18 protein-coding genes are annotated in these 20323 nt (G+C 59.7%); 7 read left to right on the top strand and 11 right to left on the bottom strand.

The window, feature by feature from the left end; translation table 11 throughout:
* The 5 genes from phoU to AC1D2P_RS25640 all read right to left on the bottom strand — a co-directional run.
* Positions 1 to 655: phosphate signaling complex protein PhoU (gene phoU / locus AC1D2P_RS25660; protein WP_477811650.1), on the bottom strand; the 655-nt coding region annotated here is incomplete at its 3' end.
* 72 nt (positions 656 to 727) lie between these two features.
* Positions 728 to 1561, bottom strand: a complete 834-nt coding sequence (gene pstB, locus AC1D2P_RS25655; protein WP_008018291.1) for a phosphate ABC transporter ATP-binding protein PstB — start codon at positions 1559 to 1561, stop codon at positions 728 to 730.
* A gap of 157 nt (positions 1562 to 1718) precedes the next feature.
* Complete coding sequence (gene pstA, locus AC1D2P_RS25650; protein WP_477811649.1) at positions 1719 to 3389, bottom strand: phosphate ABC transporter permease PstA; 1671 nt, start codon at positions 3387 to 3389, stop codon at positions 1719 to 1721.
* A 16-nt stretch (positions 3390 to 3405) separates the two neighbouring features.
* Positions 3406 to 5688 (bottom strand): ABC transporter permease subunit, encoded by a 2283-nt coding sequence (locus AC1D2P_RS25645; protein WP_046030756.1) that lies wholly within the window; start codon positions 5686 to 5688, stop codon positions 3406 to 3408.
* Between the two features lie 255 nt (positions 5689 to 5943).
* Positions 5944 to 6945 (bottom strand): phosphate ABC transporter substrate-binding protein PstS, encoded by a 1002-nt coding sequence (locus AC1D2P_RS25640; RefSeq protein WP_046030758.1) that lies wholly within the window; start codon positions 6943 to 6945, stop codon positions 5944 to 5946.
* A 186-nt stretch (positions 6946 to 7131) separates the two neighbouring features.
* On the opposite strand from AC1D2P_RS25640, the gene AC1D2P_RS25635 reads away from it, so the two are divergent.
* Positions 7132 to 8190, top strand: coding sequence for a helix-turn-helix domain-containing protein (locus tag AC1D2P_RS25635; protein WP_109786771.1), 1059 nt, complete (start codon positions 7132 to 7134; stop codon positions 8188 to 8190).
* Positions 8187 to 8678 carry a PIN domain-containing protein gene (locus tag AC1D2P_RS25630; RefSeq protein WP_109786772.1) on the top strand — a complete coding sequence of 164 codons (492 nt, stop codon included), beginning with the start codon at positions 8187 to 8189 and terminating at the stop codon, positions 8676 to 8678. Before AC1D2P_RS25635 ends, AC1D2P_RS25630 begins: the two co-directional genes overlap by 4 nt.
* 9 nt (positions 8679 to 8687) lie before the next feature.
* Here the strand turns inward: AC1D2P_RS25630 and AC1D2P_RS25625 are convergent, their stop codons facing one another.
* The gene (locus AC1D2P_RS25625; RefSeq protein WP_109786773.1) at positions 8688 to 9986 is read right to left on the bottom strand and encodes an MFS transporter; all 1299 of its coding nucleotides are present in this window, start codon (positions 9984 to 9986) and stop codon (positions 8688 to 8690) included.
* Between the two features lie 363 nt (positions 9987 to 10349).
* Between AC1D2P_RS25625 and AC1D2P_RS25620 the strand changes: the two genes are divergently transcribed.
* Positions 10350 to 10754, top strand: a complete 405-nt coding sequence (locus AC1D2P_RS25620; protein WP_007942704.1) for an acyl-CoA thioesterase — start codon at positions 10350 to 10352, stop codon at positions 10752 to 10754.
* 57 nt (positions 10755 to 10811) lie between these two features.
* Positions 10812 to 11711, top strand: a complete 900-nt coding sequence (locus AC1D2P_RS25615; protein WP_109786774.1) for a D-hexose-6-phosphate mutarotase — start codon at positions 10812 to 10814, stop codon at positions 11709 to 11711.
* Positions 11712 to 11796: 85 nt separating this feature from the next.
* Here the strand turns inward: AC1D2P_RS25615 and AC1D2P_RS25610 are convergent, their stop codons facing one another.
* The 5 genes from AC1D2P_RS25610 to AC1D2P_RS25590 all read right to left on the bottom strand — a co-directional run bounded on the left by AC1D2P_RS25610 (position 11797) and on the right by AC1D2P_RS25590 (position 15583).
* Positions 11797 to 12333, bottom strand: a complete 537-nt coding sequence (locus AC1D2P_RS25610) for a DUF3299 domain-containing protein (RefSeq protein WP_046030764.1) — start codon at positions 12331 to 12333, stop codon at positions 11797 to 11799.
* An 88-nt stretch (positions 12334 to 12421) separates the two neighbouring features.
* The gene (locus AC1D2P_RS25605; protein WP_109786775.1) at positions 12422 to 12667 is read right to left on the bottom strand and encodes a GlsB/YeaQ/YmgE family stress response membrane protein; all 246 of its coding nucleotides are present in this window, start codon (positions 12665 to 12667) and stop codon (positions 12422 to 12424) included.
* A gap of 108 nt (positions 12668 to 12775) precedes the next feature.
* On the bottom strand, positions 12776 to 13858 hold the full coding sequence (locus AC1D2P_RS25600; RefSeq protein WP_109786776.1) for a 5-(carboxyamino)imidazole ribonucleotide synthase: 1083 nt from the start codon (positions 13856 to 13858) through the stop codon (positions 12776 to 12778).
* 11 nt (positions 13859 to 13869) lie between these two features.
* Positions 13870 to 14361: a 5-(carboxyamino)imidazole ribonucleotide mutase gene (gene purE / locus AC1D2P_RS25595; protein WP_007942709.1), complete on the bottom strand. Its 492-nt coding sequence runs from the start codon at positions 14359 to 14361 to the stop codon at positions 13870 to 13872.
* A gap of 307 nt (positions 14362 to 14668) precedes the next feature.
* Positions 14669 to 15583, bottom strand: a complete 915-nt coding sequence (locus tag AC1D2P_RS25590) for a LysR substrate-binding domain-containing protein (RefSeq protein ID WP_046030769.1) — start codon at positions 15581 to 15583, stop codon at positions 14669 to 14671.
* A gap of 180 nt (positions 15584 to 15763) precedes the next feature.
* Here AC1D2P_RS25590 and aspA point away from each other — a divergent pair, with 180 nt between their 5' ends.
* From aspA to AC1D2P_RS25575, 3 genes are all read left to right on the top strand, one after another.
* Entirely contained in the window at positions 15764 to 17188 is a 1425-nt protein-coding gene (gene aspA / locus AC1D2P_RS25585) for an aspartate ammonia-lyase (RefSeq protein WP_027926288.1), read from the top strand.
* A gap of 451 nt (positions 17189 to 17639) precedes the next feature.
* Positions 17640 to 19091: an alanine/glycine:cation symporter family protein gene (locus AC1D2P_RS25580; protein ID WP_477811648.1), complete on the top strand. Its 1452-nt coding sequence runs from the start codon at positions 17640 to 17642 to the stop codon at positions 19089 to 19091.
* A 162-nt stretch (positions 19092 to 19253) separates the two neighbouring features.
* Positions 19254 to 20258: an asparaginase gene (locus tag AC1D2P_RS25575; protein WP_109786778.1), complete on the top strand. Its 1005-nt coding sequence runs from the start codon at positions 19254 to 19256 to the stop codon at positions 20256 to 20258.
* The last annotated feature ends 65 nt before the right edge of the window (positions 20259 to 20323 follow it).

Below are 20323 nucleotides of genomic sequence, written 5' to 3'. Positions count from 1 at the left end.
CCAGGTAGATCACCAATTCCGAAATGTTGCGCGCGTGGTCGCCGATCCGCTCCAGCGAACGCAACACCCAAATGATGCTCAAGACCCGCGAGATAGAGCGTGGGTCTTCCATCATGTAGGTCGCCAGCTCACGCAGGGCGGTCTTGTATTCGCGGTCGATGATCTTGTCGTACTGCGCCACCGACAACGCCAGGTCGGCGTCGAAGCGGGCAAACGCGTCCAGTGCGTCGCGAACCATGTTGCGCACCTGGTCGCCGATGTGACGAACCTCGACGTAACCGCGCGGCGCTTCACCTTCTTCGCACAATTGGATGGCACGACGGGCGATTTTGGTCGCTTCGTCGCCGATGCGCTCCAGGTCGATCACCGATTTGGAGATGCTGATGATCAGGCGCAAGTCAGACGCCGCCGGCTGACGACGGGCCAGAATGCGCAGGCATTCTTCGTCGATGTTGCGTTCCATCTGGTTGATCTGGTCGTCGATCTCGCGAACCTGCTGGGCCAGACCGGAGTCGGCTTCGATCAGCGCGGTGACCGCGTCGTTGACCTGCTTTTCCACCAGCCCGCCCATGGCCAGGAGGTGGCTGCGCACTTCCTCAAGCTCGGCGTTGAACTGCGCGGAAATGTGGTGGGTAAGGCCTTCTTTACTAATCATGTTGGCGTCCTTGGAGCGTCCGGTAAGGTGCGGTGGGCCGCAGCGTCAGTTCAGTGAGCAACCACAGGCTTCCTAGCCGTAACGACCGGTGATGTAGTCTTCGGTCTGCTTCTTCGCCGGATTGGTGAACAGAGTATCGGTGTCGCCGAATTCCACCAGTTTGCCCATGTACATGAACGCCGTGTAGTCGGAAACCCGCGCGGCTTGCTGCATGTTGTGGGTCACGATCACGATGGTGAATTTCGATTTCAGTTCGTAGATCAGCTCTTCGACTTTCAGCGTGGAGATCGGGTCGAGTGCCGAGCACGGTTCATCGAGCAGCAGCACTTCCGGTTCCACGGCGATGGTGCGAGCGATGACCAGACGTTGTTGCTGACCACCGGACAGGCCAAGTGCCGACTCGTGCAGACGGTCTTTGACTTCGTCCCACAGGGCAGCGCCTTTCAATGCCCACTCGACGGCTTCGTCGAGTACACGCTTCTTGTTGATGCCCTGGATGCGCAAGCCGTAAACCACGTTTTCGTAGATGGTTTTCGGGAACGGGTTCGGCTTCTGGAACACCATGCCGACACGGCGACGCAGCTCGGCCACGTCTTCGCCTTTACGGTAGATGTTGCTGCCGTAGAGGTTGATCGCGCCTTCGACACGGCAACCGTCAACCAGATCGTTCATGCGGTTGAAGGTACGCAGCAGCGTGGACTTGCCGCAGCCGGACGGACCGATGAAGGCGGTCACGCGCTGTTTCGGGATGTTCATGCTGACGTCGTACAGCGCTTGTTTTTCGCCGTAGAACAGGCTCAGGCCCGGCACTTCAATGGCCACGGTTTCCTGCTCGAGGTTCAGGCTCTGTTTGTCGCGACCCAGTGCCGACATGTTTATGCCGTGGGTGTGTGCTTCGTGCTGCATGGGAGGCTCCCTGTGCTAACAAATTCGGTTCGGTTGGCCGCTGGCCTCACATGATGGGCCAGCGGTGTTGCCGTCTTGTAGGAGCAAGGCTGGCCCGCGATGGCGTTTTCGAGATCGCCATCGCCAGCAAGCTGTGCTCCTACAGGGAGCGGCGGTATTAGCTGTCCAGCGCTTTGTATTTCTCGCGCAGGTGGTTACGGATGTACACCGCCGACAGGTTCAATGTCGCGATCACCAGCACCAGCAGCAGCGCCGTGGCGTACACCAGCGGCCGCGCGGCTTCGACGTTCGGGCTCTGGAAGCCGACGTCATAAATATGGAAGCCCAGGTGCATGATCTTCTGGTCCAGGTGCAGGTACGGATAGTTGCCATCCAGTGGCAGCGACGGTGCCAGTTTCACCACACCGACCAGCATCAGCGGCGCCACTTCACCGGCGGCGCGTGCCACGGCGAGGATCATGCCGGTCATCATCGCCGGGCTGGCCATCGGCAGCACGATCTTCCACAAGGTTTCTGCCTTGGTTGCGCCAAGGGCCAACGAGCCCTCACGCACAGTGCGAGGGATTCGCGCCAGGCCTTCTTCGGTGGCCACGATCACCACTGGCACCGCCAGCAACGCCAGGGTCAGCGAGGCCCACAGCAGGCCCGGCGTACCGAAGGTGGGTGCCGGCAAGGCTTCAGGGAAGAACAGCCGGTCAACCGAGCCACCCAGCACATAGACGAAGAAGCCCAGGCCGAACACACCGTAGACGATCGCCGGTACACCGGCCAGGTTGTTCACGGCGATCCGGATAATCCGGGTCAATGTGTTCTGCTTGGCGTATTCACGCAGGTAAACCGCCGCCAGTACGCCGAACGGCGTCACGATCATCGCCATGATCAATGTCATCATCACGGTGCCGAAAATCGCCGGGAAAATCCCGCCTTCGGTGTTCGMTTCACGTGGGTCGTCGGACAGGAATTCCCAGACCTTGCTGAAGTAGAAGCCAATTTTGGTGGTAGTGCTCATGGCGTTCGGCTGGTAGGCGTGAACCACTTTGCCGATGCTGATTTCGATTTCCTTGCCGTTCGCGTCGCGGGCGGTGAGGCTGTCGCGGTTGAACTGGGCGTGCAAGTCATTCAGACGGGCTTCAATGTCTTGATAACGTGCATTGAGCTCAGCGCGCTCGGCGTCCATGTCGGCTTGCGCAGCGGCGTCCAGCTTGCCGGCCAGTTCCAGTTTGCGACCGTGCAAACGAATGCGTTCCAGACCCGAGTTGATCGCGCCGATGTCGACCTTTTCCAGGGTCTTGAGCTGTGCCGCGAGTTTATTCACGCGATCAACACGCGCTTGCAGCTCAGGCCAGCCCGCTTCGCCTTCAGCGATGACTTTGCCGTCTTGTTTGACGTTGACCAGGTAACCGTAGAAGTTGCCCCACTCGCGACGCTCGATGGTCATCAGCTCAGGCGGCGTCTTCTGATTGGTCAGCCACTCGCCGACGACCCAGGTGAAGTCGTTGCCGTTCAAGTCACGGTTGCCGACCTTGATCAGCTCCCGCGTCATGAACTCCGGGCCCTGATCGGGCACCGGCAGGCCAGCACTTTTCAGGCGCTCGCGTGGGACTTCTTCCTTCTGTACCACTTCACCAATGACCAGGTGATTGGCCTGGCCCGGTACGTCGTAGCTGGCGTGGATCAGGTCCGCCGGCCAGAAGTGCCCCAGACCGCGCACGGCAATCACGGCCAGCAGGCCAATGGTCATGATGACAGCGATGGACACCGCGCCACCGCTGATCCAGACGCCGGGGGCGCCGCTCTTGAACCATCCATTCAGGGAGTTCTGTTTCACAGACTTCTACCTTTGCTTAAAGCGACGAGTATTTCTTGCGCAGACGCTGACGAATCAGTTCTGCGAGGGTGTTCATGACGAAGGTGAACAACAGCAGCACCAGCGCCGAGAGGAACAGCACGCGGTAGTGGCTGCCGCCGACTTCCGACTCCGGCATTTCCACCGCGACGTTGGCGGCCAGTGTGCGCAGACCTTCGAACAGGTTCATTTCCATGACCGGGGTGTTACCGGTGGCCATCAACACGATCATGGTTTCACCGACCGCACGCCCCATGCCGATCATCAGCGCCGAGAAAATACCCGGGCTGGCGGTGAGGATCACCACGCGAGTCATGGTCTGCCACGGCGTAGCACCGAGGGCCAGGGAGCCGAGGGTCAACCCGCGAGGCACGCTGAACACGGCGTCTTCGGCGATGGAGTAGATGTTCGGGATGACCGCGAAGCCCATGGCCAGGCCGACCACCAGTGCGTTGCGCTGGTCGTAGGTGATGCCCAGGTCGTGGGAGATCCACATGCGCATGTCGCCGCCGAAGAACCAGGTTTCCATGTACGGGCTCATGTACAGCGAGAGCCAGCCCACAAACAGGATCACCGGGATCAGAATCGCGCTTTCCCAGCCGTCCGGCACTTTCAGGCGGATCGACTCAGGCAGGCGGCTGAAGACGAAGCCCGCCACCAGAATGCCGATCGGCAGGAGCATCAGCAGGCTGAAGATGCCCGGCAAATGCCCTTCTACATACGGTGCGAGGAACAGGCCGGCGAAGAAACCGAGGATCACTGTCGGCATCGCTTCCATCAGCTCGATCACCGGCTTGACCTTGCGACGCAGGCTTGGTGCCATGAAGTACGCGGTGTAGATCGCGGCGGCGACGGCCAGTGGTGCGGCCAACAGCATCGCGTAAAACGCGGCCTTCAAAGTACCGAAGGTCAACGGAGACAAGCTCATCTTCGGTTCGAAGTCAGTGTTGGCGGCGGTCGATTGCCAGACGTATTTAGGTTCGTCGTAGTTCTCGTACCAGACCTTGCTCCACAACGCGCTCCACGATACTTCCGGGTGAGGGTTGTCGAGCAACAGCGGCTGAATCTTGCCGCCCTCTTCGACGATGATGCGGTTGGCGCGCGGCGACAGACCGAAAAGGCCTTGGCCTTCCACGACCTGGTCCACCAGCAACGTACGGTGGGCGGTACTGTGGAACACGCCGAGCTTGCCGGAGGCGTCGAGGGCAACGAAGCCTTTGCGACGCTCTTCAGCGCTGATTTCAACGATAGGCGTGGTGCCCATCTGGAAAGTACGGATCTGCTTCAGACGCAGCTCGCCATCGGGGTCGCGCGCCATGAACCACTGGGCCAGACCACCTTTGGAGTCGCCGAGGATCAGCGAAATACCGCCCACCAGTTGAGTACTGGCAGTGATTTGCGCTTCACCGTCTTCAAGCAACTTGTAGCGACCGTTGAGGCTCTTGTCGCGCAGGCTGAACACGTCGGCCTGGGCACGCCCGTTGATCACGTACAGCCACTGCTGGCGCGGGTCGACGAAGATGTTCTTCACCGGCTCGTTCATCTGCGGCAGGTCGATGCGTTTCTGCTCGTTGGTGATTTCGCCGGTCATCATGTTTTCTTCGCTGGTCAGCGACAAAACATTGAGTTGCGAACCGGTTGCGCCCACCAGCATCAGCGTCGAATCGTTGGCGTTGAGGCTGATGTGTTCCAGCGCGCCACCGGCTTCGTTCAGTGCAATCGGCGTCTCGCCGTACGGGTATTCAACCGCTGGCGTGATGGTTTTCTTGCCATCCGGGTAGCTGACTTTATAGGTGTGACGGAACACCAGTGCCTTACCGTCGGACAGGCCCACGGCGACCAACGGGTGACCTGGCTGGTCTTCACCGATGGACGTTACGCTGACACCGGCCGGGATCGGCAGATCGACGCGCTTGAGTTCAGCGCCATTGTCGATATCAAAGAACAGTGCCTGGCCCTTGTCGGAAACCCGCATGGCGACCTGGTTCTGTTCTTCGAGGGAGATCATCAACGGCTTGCCGGCATCTTGCATCCAGGCAGGCGTGATGGCGTCCTTGGTCGTCAGGTTGGCACCCTGGAACAGGGGCAAGACGACGTAGCCAAGGAAGAAGAAAATCAGCGTGATCGCGCCGAGGACAGCGAGGCCGCCAATCAGGACGTACCAACGTGTCAGGCGATCTTTGAGCGCGCGAATGCGACGCTTGCGTTGCAACTCAGGCGTATTGAAATCAATTCGCTTGGGGGGATTATTAGTCATGGTGGAATTGGCCAGATCATTCATTCGCACACCCTAGCGATCCTGTATGACAGAAAGATGACAGCGCAGTGACGCGACAAATCCGCTGCCTGTGGGAACTGGCAGCAGACCGGGAATTTGGGGGGGGGCCGGGTCACCTGCGTGGTAACCCTGAGCCGTTGTAGGAGCAGAGCTTGCTCGCGATAGCGGTCTTTCCAGTCACATCATTGCTGAATGTGTCGACGCCATCGCGGGCAAGCCTTGCTCCTACAGATCCGGGGCTAGCCCCGGATCAGGGTGTTACTTTTTTGCGACTTCAGCGCCGCCTTCCGACAGACCCAGGTCAGCCAGAGCTTTGGCTGCGACTTTGGCTGGCAGTGGGATGTAACCGTCTTTCACGACAACTTCCTGGCCCTGTTTGGACAGAACCAGTTTCACGAACTCGGCTTCCAGCGGGGCCAGAGGCTTGTTCGGAGCTTTGTTGACGTAAACGTAGAGGAAACGCGACAGCGGGTATTTGCCGTTCAGTGCGTTTTCTTCGGTGTCTTCGATGAAGTCAGTGCTGCCTTTCTTGGCCAGGGCCACAGTCTTCACGGAAGCAGTTTTGTAGCCGATGCCCGAGTAACCGATGCCGTTCAGCGAGGAGCTGATCGACTGTACGACCGAAGCCGAACCTGGTTGTTCGTTCACGTTTGGCTTGTAGTCGCCTTTGCACAGGGCTTCTTCTTTAAAGTAGCCGTAGGTGCCGGATACCGAGTTACGACCGAACAGTTGAACCGGCTTGTTGGCCAGGTCGCCGGTCACACCCAGGTCGCCCCAGGTTTTCACGTCGGTTTTAGCGCCGCACAGACGAGTGGACGAGAAGATCGCGTCGACTTGTTCCATGGTCAGGTGCTGGATCGGGTTGTCCTTGTGCACGAACACCGCCAGGGCGTCCACGGCAACCGGGATAGCGGTTGGCTTGTAGCCGTACTTCTGCTCGAAGGCAGCCAGTTCGGTGTCCTTCATCTTGCGGCTCATCGGGCCCAGGTTAGAGGTGCCTTCGGTCAGCGCAGGTGGCGCGGTGGCGGAGCCAGCGGCCTGAATCTGGATGTTTACGTTCGGGTATTCTTTCTTGTAGTTCTCAGCCCACAGGGTCATGAGGTTGGCCAGGGTATCGGAGCCGACGCTGGACAGGTTGCCCGACACACCAGTGGTCTTGGTGTAGCTCGGGATCGACGGGTCAACAGCGGCGAACGCGTTGGCAGTCGCAACGCCAGCAGCGACAAAAGTCATTGCCGCCATCAAACGCTTCAGTTTCATGCCTTACTCCTAGCAGATAGAGTTGTTAGTCGGGGCCAAGTATCAGCAGGCCGTGTGAACACTCTATGGCTGAAATATGACAATTGGATGAAAGGCCAGCATTCGAGTGCCCGATACATCCAGTCTCGCAGCGCAGGTTGACAAATCATAACCAAGAGATAGCCTTGTCAACCACGAGAGGAACCCATGATTAACGACCGAATCCGCCGCGCTCGCCTACTACGAGGCATGTCTCTAGAGGCTTTAGCGCTCAAGCTTGGCGATATCACCAAGCAAGGCATCAGCAAATACGAGAAAGGGGCAAGCACTCCAAACTCCGCACGCCTGTTACAAATGGCAAAAGTATTGGAGGTCAGTCCAGAGTACTTTTTCCGGGCGGAGGCTGTGCCGCTTGCACCGTTAGAGTTTCGCAAACTGGCGAAAATGCCGAAGTACCGTCAGGTTCAAGTTGAAGAACAGATTCGTGAGCATCTCGAGCGCTACATCGCTCTAGAGGATTGCTTCGACCCGGCGGACATCCAGACTCCGACCACCCCAGCGCAAATGCTACCGGTTTCCTCTATAGAGGAAGCTGAACGCGCGGCCGAGCAACTGCGTGAATTCTGGAAAATCGGCAGTGATCCCATCTCCAATCTTACCGAGCAACTGGAAGAGCACAGCATCAAGGTAGCAATGCTCATGGGGCCAAATGACTTTGATGGGGCCTGCGCCGCAACCGGTGACGGTCGTCATGTCTTGATCGCACTCAACTCGGAGCGCCCCGGCGAACGCATACGCTTCACCGCGGCCCATGAGCTGGGTCATTGGGTCATGCAGTTACCCGAAGAAATGCCCGAAAGAGAAAAGGAAAACTGCTGCCATCGTTTCGCGGGTGCCTTCCTCTATCCGGCCAAAGGTGTCACCAGTGACTTTGGTAATCACCCTCGCTCCAGGGTTCATCCCCGGGAACTGCTAATCGCCAAGCGCCAATACGGAATTTCGATGCACGCAGCGCTGCGGCGCCTCAAGGATTTAAATCTTCTCAGCGACGGCGGTTACAAATCCCTCACCATTCAGTTCAGCTCGAACGGCTGGCGCAAGGCCGAGCCAGAGCCATTGCCGTGTAAACCCCCACAACGTTTTGAGTCGTTGGTGTTTTGGGGATTGGCCGAAGGATTGATCACCAAATCCCGTGCAGCTGAACTTCTACGCAAACCAGTGAGCGCTTTAGATCCCAATTTCCTGGGCTCACTGGAGAGTGCATGACTCTGATCTACATCAGCGATACGAATATCTGGATCGATTTCAGAAATGCAGGGCTGCTGGAACAGATGTTCAGTCTGCCGTTCACGCTTTGCTGCACAGATTTCGTACTGCACGAACTCGAAGATTTTCCGCATGACGAATTGCTTGCCCACGGGTTAATTGTCGAATCATTCGAGGGTCCGGAAGTGGCACGGCTGTTCGGTCTTAAAATCGAACATAGCAACAGTTCTCTGGCAGACGTTTCCTGTTATCTACTTGCTCAGCAAACAGGTCGTCCGTTATTGACGGGGGACGGCAAACTTAGGAAACAGGCACGAAAGGATGGGCTACAGGTACACGGTGCACTTTGGCTGCTGGACCTGATGGTTAACCATCAGGTTGTTGGATTGCAACAGGCTGCGGATGCTTTAGAGGACATGCTCATGCGCGGAGCACGATTACCGTCAGGCGAGTGTGAGGCAAGGCTTTCGCGCTGGCGAAAGCCTTGAGGGAGATGGTTAGCGCCCCCTTTTCCAGAGGTAAGCACCCACCAGAATCCCGACCCCGCAAATGATCGCCACATAATAGGCCGGCCCCATCGGGCTTTCCTTCAGCAGCAGGGTCACCACCATTGGCGTCAGGCCGCCGAAGATGGCATAGGCCAGGTTGTACGAGAACGACAGCCCGCTGAAGCGCACCACCGCCGGGAAGGCTTTGACCATCACATACGGCACCGCGCCGATGGTGCCGACCAGCAGACCCGTCAGGGCATACATCGGGAACAACCAGTCCGGATGATTGAACAGGCTGTGATAGAAGGTCCACGAACTCATCAGCAGCAAGGCGCTGCCAAACACAAACACCCGGCCTGCGCCGAAGCGGTCAGCCAAGGCGCCAGACGCCACACACCCAAGGCTCAGGAACACGATCGCCACGCTATTGGCTTGCAATGCAGTGGTCGGCGCGAAGTGGTAGACGGTCTGCAGCACGGTCGGGGTCATGAGGATGACCACGATGATGCCGGCGGACAGCAGCCAGGTCAGCAGCATGGAGATCAGGATCGCCCCGCGATGGTCGCGCAACACTGCCCGCAGCGGCACTTCTTCGGCGAGCGCCTTGCGCAATTGCAGCTCGGCGAATACCGGGGTCTCGTGCAGCCAGCGGCGCAGGTACACCGAGAACAGGCCAAACACACCGCCCAGCAGGAACGGGATCCGCCAGGCGTAATCGGCCACTTCGCCCGGGGTATAAATGCTGTTGATGGCCGTGGCGACCAGGGAGCCCAGCAAAATGCCCGCCGTCAGGCCGCTGGTCAGGGTGCCGCAGGCGTAACCGATATGGCGCTGCGGTACGTGTTCGGAAACAAATACCCACGCGCCTGGCACTTCACCACCAATCGCCGCGCCCTGAATGACCCGCATCAGCAGCAACAGGATCGGTGCCCACAGACCAATCTGCGCATAAGTCGGCAGCAGCCCCATGATCAGGGTCGGTACCGCCATCATGAAAATGCTCAGGGTGAACATTTTCTTGCGCCCCAGCAGGTCACCGAAATGCGCCATGACAATGCCGCCCAACGGCCGCGCCAGGTAGCCGGCGGCGAAAATGCCGAAGGTCTGCATCAAACGCAGCCACTCGGGCATGTCAGCGGGGAAGAACAGTTTGCCGACCACCGTGGCGAAGAACACAAAGATGATGAAGTCGTAGAACTCCAGCGCACCGCCCAGGGCAGACAGCGATAAAGTCTTGTAATCATTGCGGGTCAACGGTCGTGCGGGTTGAGCTGGCTGCGCGATGCTCGAAGGCGCTGTGGTCATGGCAAGGCTTCTCTTATAGTCGGATCTGCGACCTCAACAACGCTGGCCGAGGCTTGGACAGGTCCGGCACGATAGCAAATTGTTCGAAAAAGCACATAGAGGTGCGGTTTTGACCGCCAAAATGAGAACCGGACGGTCGTCTCGGAGTCTACCGACCGATATACTCGCGATCTGGCAACAATTTGAAAGGGTTGCTGTGCGAAGACGCTGCTGGCTCTACCAGTCGATTTCGCAGAGTTTCCCTTTAGGCGCCTTACGAAAAACGTGACGAACGTAGTATGTTCGGGGCTGAATCGTTTTTCTTGAAAGCGGCTATTCACCTGAAGTACCAATGAAGAGTCACGGGTCAGAGGCACCCCCGGCATGATAGAGCTCGAACAAGAAGATCCAATCCCGCAAGGCGACCTGGCCCTGCAAATCACCGCGCTTCCTCGCGAAACCAACGGCTTCGGCGATATTTTCGGCGGCTGGCTGGTGGCGCAGATGGATTTGGCCGGCACCGCCATGGCCAGCAAGGTTGCTGGTGGACGCGTTGCCACCGTTGCGATTGATCGTATGGCGTTCCTGGTTCCAGTGGCGGTGGGCGCTCAGCTCTCCTTTTATACCCAGGCCCTGGAAATCGGCCGCAGCTCGATCAAGATGATGGTCGAAGTCTGGAGCGACGACCCGCTGTCCAGTGAGTGGCGTAAAGTGACTGAAGCGGTGTTCGTGTTCGTCGCCATCGACGGCAGCGGCCGCACTCGCTCGGTTCCGCCCCGCGCGCGTTAAACGCTGCGGCGGTTTTGCGGTCCATTGCAGTCATTGTTCCCGATCGAGAGTTGTCCCATGAACACGCCCAACGTTGAAGCCGTGAAACTGGATGAACTGAACTGCTGGCGTATCCGCCACGGCCAGGCCGAATTGCTGGTTGCCCAGCAAGGTGCGCACATCCTCAGTTATCAATTGGCCGGCCAACCGCCGCTGATCTGGCTCAACGACGAGGCTGTGTTCAAGACCGGCAAAAGCATCCGCGCCGGCGTGCCGGTGTGCTGGCCGTGGTTCGGTAACCTTGCACGCAACCCGCAGAGCGTCCAGGCGATGCGCGTCAGCAGCGAGCCGCCCGCGGCCCACGGCTTTGTCCGGGCGATGGATTGGGAACTGGGCGGCATCGAAACCGAGGGCGAAAGCCTGAAGGTGGAATTCCTGCTGCCCTACCCTGAAGGCGGCTTTGCCGGCTGGCCACACCAGGTGGATTTGAAGCTGAGCATCCGTCTGGACGAGCAGTTGCACATCAGCCTGACCAGCCATAACCAGGGCACTGACACCGTCACCCTCAGCCAGGCACTGCACAGCTATTTCGCGGTCAGCGATGTGCGCAACGTGCAGGTCGAAGGCGTGGATGGCCTGAGTTACATCGAAACGCTGGAAGACTGGAAAACCAAGGAACAGCACGGTGATCTGCGCTTTACCGGCGAGACCGATCGCATTTACCTCGACACCCCGCCTCTGCTGAGTATCGTCGACCCGGCCTGGGAACGTCGCATCGAGCTGACCAGCCAAAACTCGCGCAACGCAGTGATCTGGAATCCTTGGATTGAACGCGCGGCAGCGTTCAGCGACATGGCCGACGATGGCTGGCAGCGCATGTTGTGCATCGAGACAGCGAATGTGATGGATGATGTGGTGACCTTGGCTGCGGGAGCCACTCACACACTGGGCGTGAGTATCGGCAGCAAACCACTTTAAACGCATCGCGGGCAAGCCTTGCTCCTACAGGATATGAACTGCCCTGTAGGAGCAAGGCTTGCCCGCGATTGGTTTTATCTGATGCTTACAAATCCGACTCTTTGACCACCCGCACTTTCGCCGCATCCAGCGCATACGCCGCGTCGGCCAGGTCGTTGTTGACCGTCTCGATCTTCAGCGTGCCGGTGACCCACAGCGGTGTGTAGATGTCATCCAGCTTCAGCCCCTTCGGATAACGCACCAGCACCAACTGATTGGGTGGCGGTGGCGGCACGTGGATGCACGCGCCCGGGTACGGCACGAGGAAGAACAGCGTGCTGCGACCCTTGGCATCGGACTCCAGCGGCACCGGGTAACCACCGATACGGATGTTCTTGTCATTCATCGACGGCACGGTTTTGGTCGAATACATCACCGCCGGCAAGCCTTTGCTCTGTTTCATGCCACCCTTGGCGGTAAACGTGCCATCGCCTTCAGGGGAGTTGTGGTCGATTTCGGGCATGGCCTCGAGGGCTTTCTGGTCCGACTTGGGCATCAGTTCGAGCCAGTCGGTTTCCGGCAGTTCGCCGGCATGGGCCAAACCACTGCCCAGAAAAAGGAGAGTCAACAGAAGACGGCGCATTGAGGTGCTCGGTAAAGGAAGGGTGATAAGTCGCCGAGCATTCTAGCCCTCTCTGCGTGCGGCGCAGAGGGGGCTTTGTCGCTTTGGATCAGTTCTTTTTGATCAGGCCGTAGATCACCAGCAACACCACGGCGCCGACCAGCGCACCGATGAAACTTGCGCCTTGGCCGGCCTGGTAGATGCCCAGAGCCTGGCCGCCGTAAGTGGCCGCCAGCGAACCGCCGATACCGAGCAGGATGGTCATGATCCAGCCCATGCTGTCATCGCCCGGTTTCAGGAACCGCGCCAGCAGGCCGACAATCAAGCCGACAAAGATGGTTCCGATAATTTCCATGGCATTTCCCTCTGAATGATTTGGATATGCCCAAAGCCTAGTCAGACTTTGGCATCCTGCCATGAGAGAACGGCGGCCCCTGAATGGTTCCGCCGCGGCCACATGAAACTATTCGGCGATGAGCGCTTCGACCTTGAGGATCTGTGCCGCCAGCGTCTCGCGGTCCGCACAGCGCAGGTTGGCGTGACCGACCTTGCGACCGGTCTTGAACGCCTTGCCGTAGTGGTGCAGATGGCAATCGGCAATCGCGATCACCTTCTCAACCGGTGGTACAACGCCGATGAAGTTGAGCATCGCGCTCTCACCGATTTTGGCCGTCGAACCCAGCGGCAGGCCGGCAACGGCCCGCAGATGGTTTTCGAACTGGCTGCACTCGGCGCCTTCAGTGGTCCAGTGCCCGGAGTTGTGTACGCGCGGGGCAATTTCGTTGGCCTTGAGGCCACCGTCGACTTCAAAGAATTCGAACGCCATCACGCCGACATAATCCAGCTGCTTGAGCACGCGGCTGGAGTAGTCTTCCGCCAGGGCTTGCAGCGGGTGATCGGTGCTGGCCACGGACAGTTTGAGGATGCCGCTGTCGTGGGTGTTGTGAACCAGCGGGTAGAACCTGGTTTCACCATCGCGGGCACGCACGGCGATCAGCGAGACTTCGCCGGTGAACGGCACGAAGCCTTCCAGCAGGCAAGCAACGCTGCCAAGTTCCGCGAACGTGCCGACAACGTCTTCAGGTTTGCGCAGGACTTTCTGGCCCTTGCCGTCGTAACCCAGGGTGCGGGTTTTCAGCACGGCAGGCAGGCCGATGGAGGCCACGGCGGCGTCCAGGTCGGCTTGCGACTGAATGTCGGCGAACGCCGGGGTTGGAATCCCCAGGTCCTTGAACATGCTCTTCTCGAACCAGCGATCCCGCGCAATGCGCAGGGCTTCGGCGCTTGGGTAGACCGGGACGAATTGCGACAGGAACGCCACGGTTTCAGCCGGGACGCTTTCGAACTCGAAGGTCACCAGATCGACTTCATCGGCCAGCTGACGCAGGTGGTCCTGGTCGCCGTAATCGGCTCGCAGGTGTTCGCCCAACGCGGCTGCGCAAGCATCCGGCGCGGGGTCCAGGAAAGCGAAATTCATACCCAGCGGGGTGCCCGCCAGCGCCAACATGCGACCCAACTGGCCGCCACCGATTACACCGATCTTCATCGTCAACAACCTCAGGCGATGCGTGGGTCTGGATTGTCCAGGACGCTGTCTGTCTGTTCAGCACGGAACGTTTTCAGCACGTCGTGGAACTGCGGGTGCTTGGCGCCCAGGATGCTCGCCGACAGCAGCGCGGCGTTGATCGCGCCAGCTTTGCCGATGGCCAGGGTCGCCACCGGGATACCCGCTGGCATCTGCACGATGGAGAGCAGCGAATCGACACCCGAAAGCATCGCCGACTGCACCGGCACGCCCAGCACCGGCAGGTGGGTCTTGGCCGCACACATGCCTGGCAAGTGGGCCGCGCCACCGGCACCGGCGATAATCACCTCAATGCCACGGGCCTCGGCCTCTTCGGCGTACTGGAACAGCAGGTCCGGGGTACGGTGGGCAGAGACCACTTTCACCTCGTAAGGAATGCCGAGCTTTTCCAGCATATCGGCGGTGTGGCTAAGGGTGGACCAATCGGACTTGGAGCCCATGATCACGCCAACCAGTGCACTCATCGTCGTGCCTCTTCTCTCTGGGCGCCCGCAGGCGCGTCAAAAAACAACAAGCCACGCAAAATGCGTGGCTTGATGTACGAATTATGGCCGGGCGAACCGGCCGAAGGCCGCGCAGTATACCGCAATGACGCAGATAAACAGCCCCTGTTACGACCATCTGTCATACGGCGCAAAAGCCCGGTTTTATTGACTTTCAGGTCAGCAGACAGACTTGCCATGAACCCTGCCCCTGTAGGAGCACAGCTTGCTGGCGATGGCGTCCTGTAAGTCGCCATCGCCAGCAAGCTGTGCTCCTACAAAGGCATCGTTAGCTGGTTGTCCCTTGGGCTGCGCCACTTTCAAGCTTGCGCCACAACAATCGCACGTTGGCCTTGCGCACCAAGGCGCAACGGTACAGGCGAATCTCCAGTGGCACATGCCATTGCGGGCCGCCGCAGACCACCAGTTCGCCGCGAGCCAGTTCGGCGCGCACACTGAGTTGCGGCACCCAGGCAATGCCCAGTCCTTCCAGCGCCATGCTTTTCAGGCTGTCGGCCATGGCCGTTTCGTAGATCGTGGTAAACCGCAGCGCCCGCTGGCGCAGCAGCATGTTGACCGAGCGACCGAGAAAGGCGCCGGCGCTGTAGGCCAACAGCGGCACACTGCCCTCACCTTCCAGGTCGAACAGCGGTTTGCCGTCCGCATCGGCCGCGCACACCGGGAGCATCTCAGTGTGACCCAGGTGCAGGGATGGAAAGATCTCCGGGTCCATCTGCAAGGCAGCGTCGGGGTCATAGAACGCCAGCATCAAATCGCAGCCACCTTCACGCAATGCGTGCACCGCGTCGCCAACGTTGGTCGCCACCAATCGCGTGGCGATATTCAGCCCCTCATTGCGCAATTGCGCGATCCAGCGCGGAAAGAAACCCAGCGCCAGGGAGTGAGCGGCGGCGACCTGCATCACCTCGCCCTGCCCACCTTCCAGGTGATGAAGATGACGCAGCACTTCGCCCAGTTGTTCGACCACAGTCCGCGCGGTCACCAGAAACAATTGCCCCGCCGCCGTCAGCTCGACGGGCGTGCGCGAACGATTGACCAGTTGCAGTCCCAACGCGGCTTCAAGGCTGCGAATTCGCCGGCTGAACGCCGGTTGTGTCACGAAGCGTCTTTCCGCAGCCTGGGAGAAGCTGCGGGTGGCGGCCAGGGCGCTGAAGTCCTCCAGCCATTTACTTTCAAGGTTCATCACGCCCTCCCGGACACGCACCAATTTAGGTCGCACGCTCGCCGCACACGCGGCGTCACACGGGCATTATGCCGAATGTGCATAGGCTAGTGTTTAACAGCATTGGCCCAAAATTCTCCACAAGCCTAGCATTTGCAGTGTTCCGGCACAGACCGGGTCCATATCGAGATGATTTCTATCATGTCCTCCGCTGCATCTTTCCGCACAGAAAAAGACCTGCTTGGCGTACTCGAAGTACCTGCTCAAGCGTATTACGGCATCCAGACCCTGCGAGCGGTGAACAACTTCCGTCTCTCCGGCGTTCCGATTTCGCATTACCCGAAGCTGGTTGTCGGCCTGGCCATGGTCAAACAGGCCGCCGCTGACGCCAACCGCGAACTGGGTCACCTGAGCGAAGCCAAGCACGCTGCCATCAGCGAAGCCTGTGCACGTTTGATCCGCGGCGATTTCCACGAAGAGTTCGTGGTCGACATGATTCAAGGCGGCGCTGGCACTTCAACCAACATGAATGCCAACGAAGTCATCGCCAACATCGCGCTGGAGGCCATGGGTCACCAGAAGGGCGAATACCAATACCTGCACCCGAACAACGACGTGAACATGGCGCAGTCGACCAACGACGCCTACCCGACCGCGATCCGTCTGGGTCTGCTGCTGGGTCACGACGCTCTGCTGGCCAGCCTCGACAGCCTGATCCAGTCGTTCGCCGCCAAAGGTGAAGAATTCAGCCACGTCCTGAAGATGGGTCGTACCCAGCTGCAAGACGCCGTGCCGATGACCCTGGGCCAGGAATTCCGTGCCTTCGCCACGACCCTGGGCGAAGACCTGGCGCGTCTGAAAACGCTGGCGCCTGAACTGCTGACCGAAGTGAACCTGGGCGGTACTGCGATTGGTACCGGCATCAACGCCGACCCGCGTTACCAGCACCTGGCCGTTCAGCGCCTGGCACTGATCAGCGGTCAACCGCTGGTACCGGCCGCCGACCTGATCGAAGCCACGTCTGACATGGGCGCCTTCGTACTGTTCTCCGGCATGCTCAAGCGCACCGCGGTCAAACTGTCGAAGATCTGCAACGACCTGCGTCTGCTGTCCAGCGGCCCACGCACCGGCATCAACGAAATCAACCTGCCGGCGCGTCAGCCAGGCAGCTCGATCATGCCAGGCAAGGTCAACCCGGTTATCCCGGAAGCGGTCAACCAAGTGGCGTTCCAGATCATCGGCAACGACCTGGCCCTGACCATCGCGGCCGAAGGCGGCCAACTGCAACTGAACGTGATGGAGCCGCTGATCGCCTTCAAGATCTTCGACTCGATCCGTCTGCTGCAACGCGCCATGGACATGCTGCGCGAGCACTGCATCACCGGCATCACGGCCAACGAAGAACGTTGCCGCGAACTGGTCGAGCACTCGATCGGCCTGGTGACTGCGCTGAACCCGTACATCGGCTATGAAAACGCCACCCGTATCGCCCGTATCGCCCTCGAAAGCGGCCGTGGCGTACTGGAACTGGTGCGCGAAGAAGGCTTGCTCGACGACGCCATGCTCGCCGACATCCTGCGCCCGGAAAACATGATTGCTCCGCGTCTGGTTCCGCTTAAAGCCTGAACCGACGCGTTACTTGTAGCACCGCTCACCAGGTCGAGGGACTAGACACCTCTCACCTTTTGAGGGCTTGGGGATTTAATCCCCAGGCCCTTTTTTTTGATTTTTTTGCGGACGCGTCACTTCTGTAGGAGCACGGCTTGCCGGCGATGGCGCCCTCACTATCGCCATCGCCGGCAAGCCGTGCTCCGACAGGAAAGCCACCTCGTTTACCGCTTGCACCATAATCGGGCAGACGGACGGCACACTCATCGGTATAGTGCCGCCCCTCTTCGCGTGAGCGGTCGTCGGTAACGAGGCCCAAACCCATGCGAAACCCGAACTAATAACAAACCTGCAATAAAGGACCGGGACGAAAACGCGCCTCATCTGTTGTGCCACGCGCACAGCGATGTAACGCGATGTTGCTTCCTGTCCGGCATTTGCCTACACAAAAAACAGCGAGGAATAATCCATGCTCGAAGTCATTAACGACTTCCTCTCAGGGAAAGTRCTGATCGTGCTCATTGTCGGGCTCGGTAGCTACTTCACGATCCGCTCGCGTTTCGTTCAATTGCGTCACTTCYTCCACATGTTCGCGGTGTTCCGCGACAGCCTCAAAAGCAGCGCCGGSCARCTCAGTTCGTTCCAGGCSCTGATGCTCAGCCTCGCCGGCCGCGTCGGCGCAGGTAACATCGCCGGTGTCGGCATTGCCGTAACCCTGGGTGGCCCCGGTGCGGTGTTCTGGATGTGGGTGACCGCGCTGGTCGGCATGTCCAGCAGCTTCTTCGAATGTTCCCTCGGCCAGCTCTACAAGCGCTGCGACTCCGACGGCACCTACCGTGGCGGCCCGTCCTACTACATTCAGCATGGCCTGCAAAAACGCTGGTTGGGCATGATCATGGCGTTCCTGTTGCTGGTGACCTTCGGGTTTGCCTTCAACGGCCTGCAATCCCACGCCGTGACTCATTCGCTGAACAACGCATTCGGCTTCGACACCACTTACACCGGCATTGCGCTGGCCGTTTTGCTGGGGCTGGTGTTCGTCGGCGGGATCAAACGCATCGCCAAGGTCGCCGACTTGCTGGTACCGGTGAAAACCCTGGTCTACATCGGCGTGACTATCTATGTGATCGTGCTGCAATTCGATCAAGTACCCGGCATGTTGATCACCATTGTCAAAAGCGCTTTCGGTCTCGACCAGGCGTTTGGCGGCCTGATCGGCAGCGCCATCGTCATGGGCGTGAAGCGTGGCGTGTTCGCCAACGAAGCGGGCCTGGGCAGTGCGCCGAACGTGGCCGCCGTGGCCTCGGTCGAGCACCCGGTGGCACAAGGCGTGGTCCAGGCGTTCAGCGTGTTCCTCGACACCTTCGTGATCTGCACCTGCACCGCGTTGCTGATCCTGCTCTCGGGTTTCTACACCCCGGGCTTCGAAGGCGATGGCATTGCCCTGACCCAGAACTCGCTGGCCGCCGTCGTCGGTGACTGGGGGCGGATTTTCATCTCCGTGGCCTTGTCGTTGTTCGTGTTCACCTCGATCCTCTACAACTACTACCTGGGCGAGAGCAACCTGCGCTTTTTGATCGGTGAAAACCGCAAGGCACTGATGGGCTATCGTGCATTGGTGTTGGCGTTGATCTTCTGGGGCGCTATCGAAAACCTGGGCACGGTGTTCGCCTTCGCCGACATCACCATGACGATGCTCGCGTTCGTGAACCTGATCGCGTTGTTCCTGCTGTTCAAGGTCGGCATGCGCATCCTGCGTGACTATGACGACCAGCGTGCTGCCGGGATCAAGACGCCAGTGTTCGATTCGAGCAAATTCGCCGACCTGGACCTCGACCTGAAAGCCTGGCCAGCCAACCCGCCAGCGCCAGCGCCGACAGCAACAACCGAGCCGCAAGGCGTACTCGCAGCGCAACGCTGACCGGTAAAAAAACCGGGCGCATCCCCTGCGCCCGACGTGACACAACGTGCGACCGGCGTCATGCTCGGTCGTATGTTGTTTGGGTGCTGAGCCGGCCAGACCGCGTCGCGGCCTTCGCGAGCAGGCTCACTCCCACACCGTTACCGTTTTCGGAGAACCGCCATGAATTCCTCGACCTACCCTGCCGCCCAACACGTCATGGTGCTCTACACCGGTGGCACCATCGGTATGCAAGCCAGCGTTCACGGCCTGGCCCCGGCGTCCGGTTTCGAAGCGCGGATGCGTGAATACCTGCACAGCCAGCCTGAGCTGGTAGTGCCACAGTGGCGCTTTCGCGAGATGTCGCCGCTGATCGACAGCGCCAACATGACCCCCGCGTATTGGCAGCAGCTGCGCGAAGCCGTGGTGGAGGCAGTGGATGTGCTGGGCTGTGACAGCGTGCTGATCCTGCACGGCACCGACACCCTCGCGTACAGTGCGGCGGCCATGAGTTTTCAGCTGCTCGGCCTGCATGCCCGCGTGTGCTTTACCGGCTCGATGCTGCCGGCCGGTGTGACCGACAGCGATGCCTGGGAAAACCTCAGCGGTGCGCTGGTTGCCCTCGGTCATGGCCTGGCACCGGGCGTTCATCTGTACTTCCATGGCGAACTGCTGGACCCGACCCGATGCGCGAAGGTGCGCAGTTTCGGGCGTCATCCGTTCAAGCGGCTGGCGCGTCAGGGTGGCGGTGAGAAGGCTTCTTCCATACCGGCGCCGCTGACCTACAACCAACCCAAGCAATTGGCGAAAGTCGCTGTGCTGCCGCTGTTCCCCGGCATCGGCGCCGAGATACTGGACGGCCTGCTCGACAGCGGCATTCAAGGCCTGGTGCTGGAGTGCTACGGCAGCGGCACCGGGCCGAGCGACAATCCAGAGTTCCTCGCCAGCCTGGAACGGGCGCAGGACAAGGGTGTTGTGGTTGTAGCCGTCACCCAATGCCATGAAGGTGGCGTCGAGCTGGATGTTTACGAGGCTGGCAGTCGGTTGCGTGGTGTGGGTGTGCTTTCAGGTGGCGGCATGACCCGTGAAGCGGCGTTCGGCAAGTTGCATGGCTTACTGGGTGCCGGGCTCGACACCGCTGAAGTGCGGCGCCTGGTAGAACTCGACCTCTGCGGCGAACTCATCTGACACCACACACCCCCCTGTAGGAGCCGAGCTTGCTCGCGATAGCGGTATGTCAGGCGATACACAGG

This window comes from Pseudomonas sp. P1_F1_2 (genome assembly GCF_056405815.1).
The sequence above is the reverse complement of the archived record's forward strand: the minus strand, read 5'-3'. Positions and strand labels throughout refer to the sequence as shown.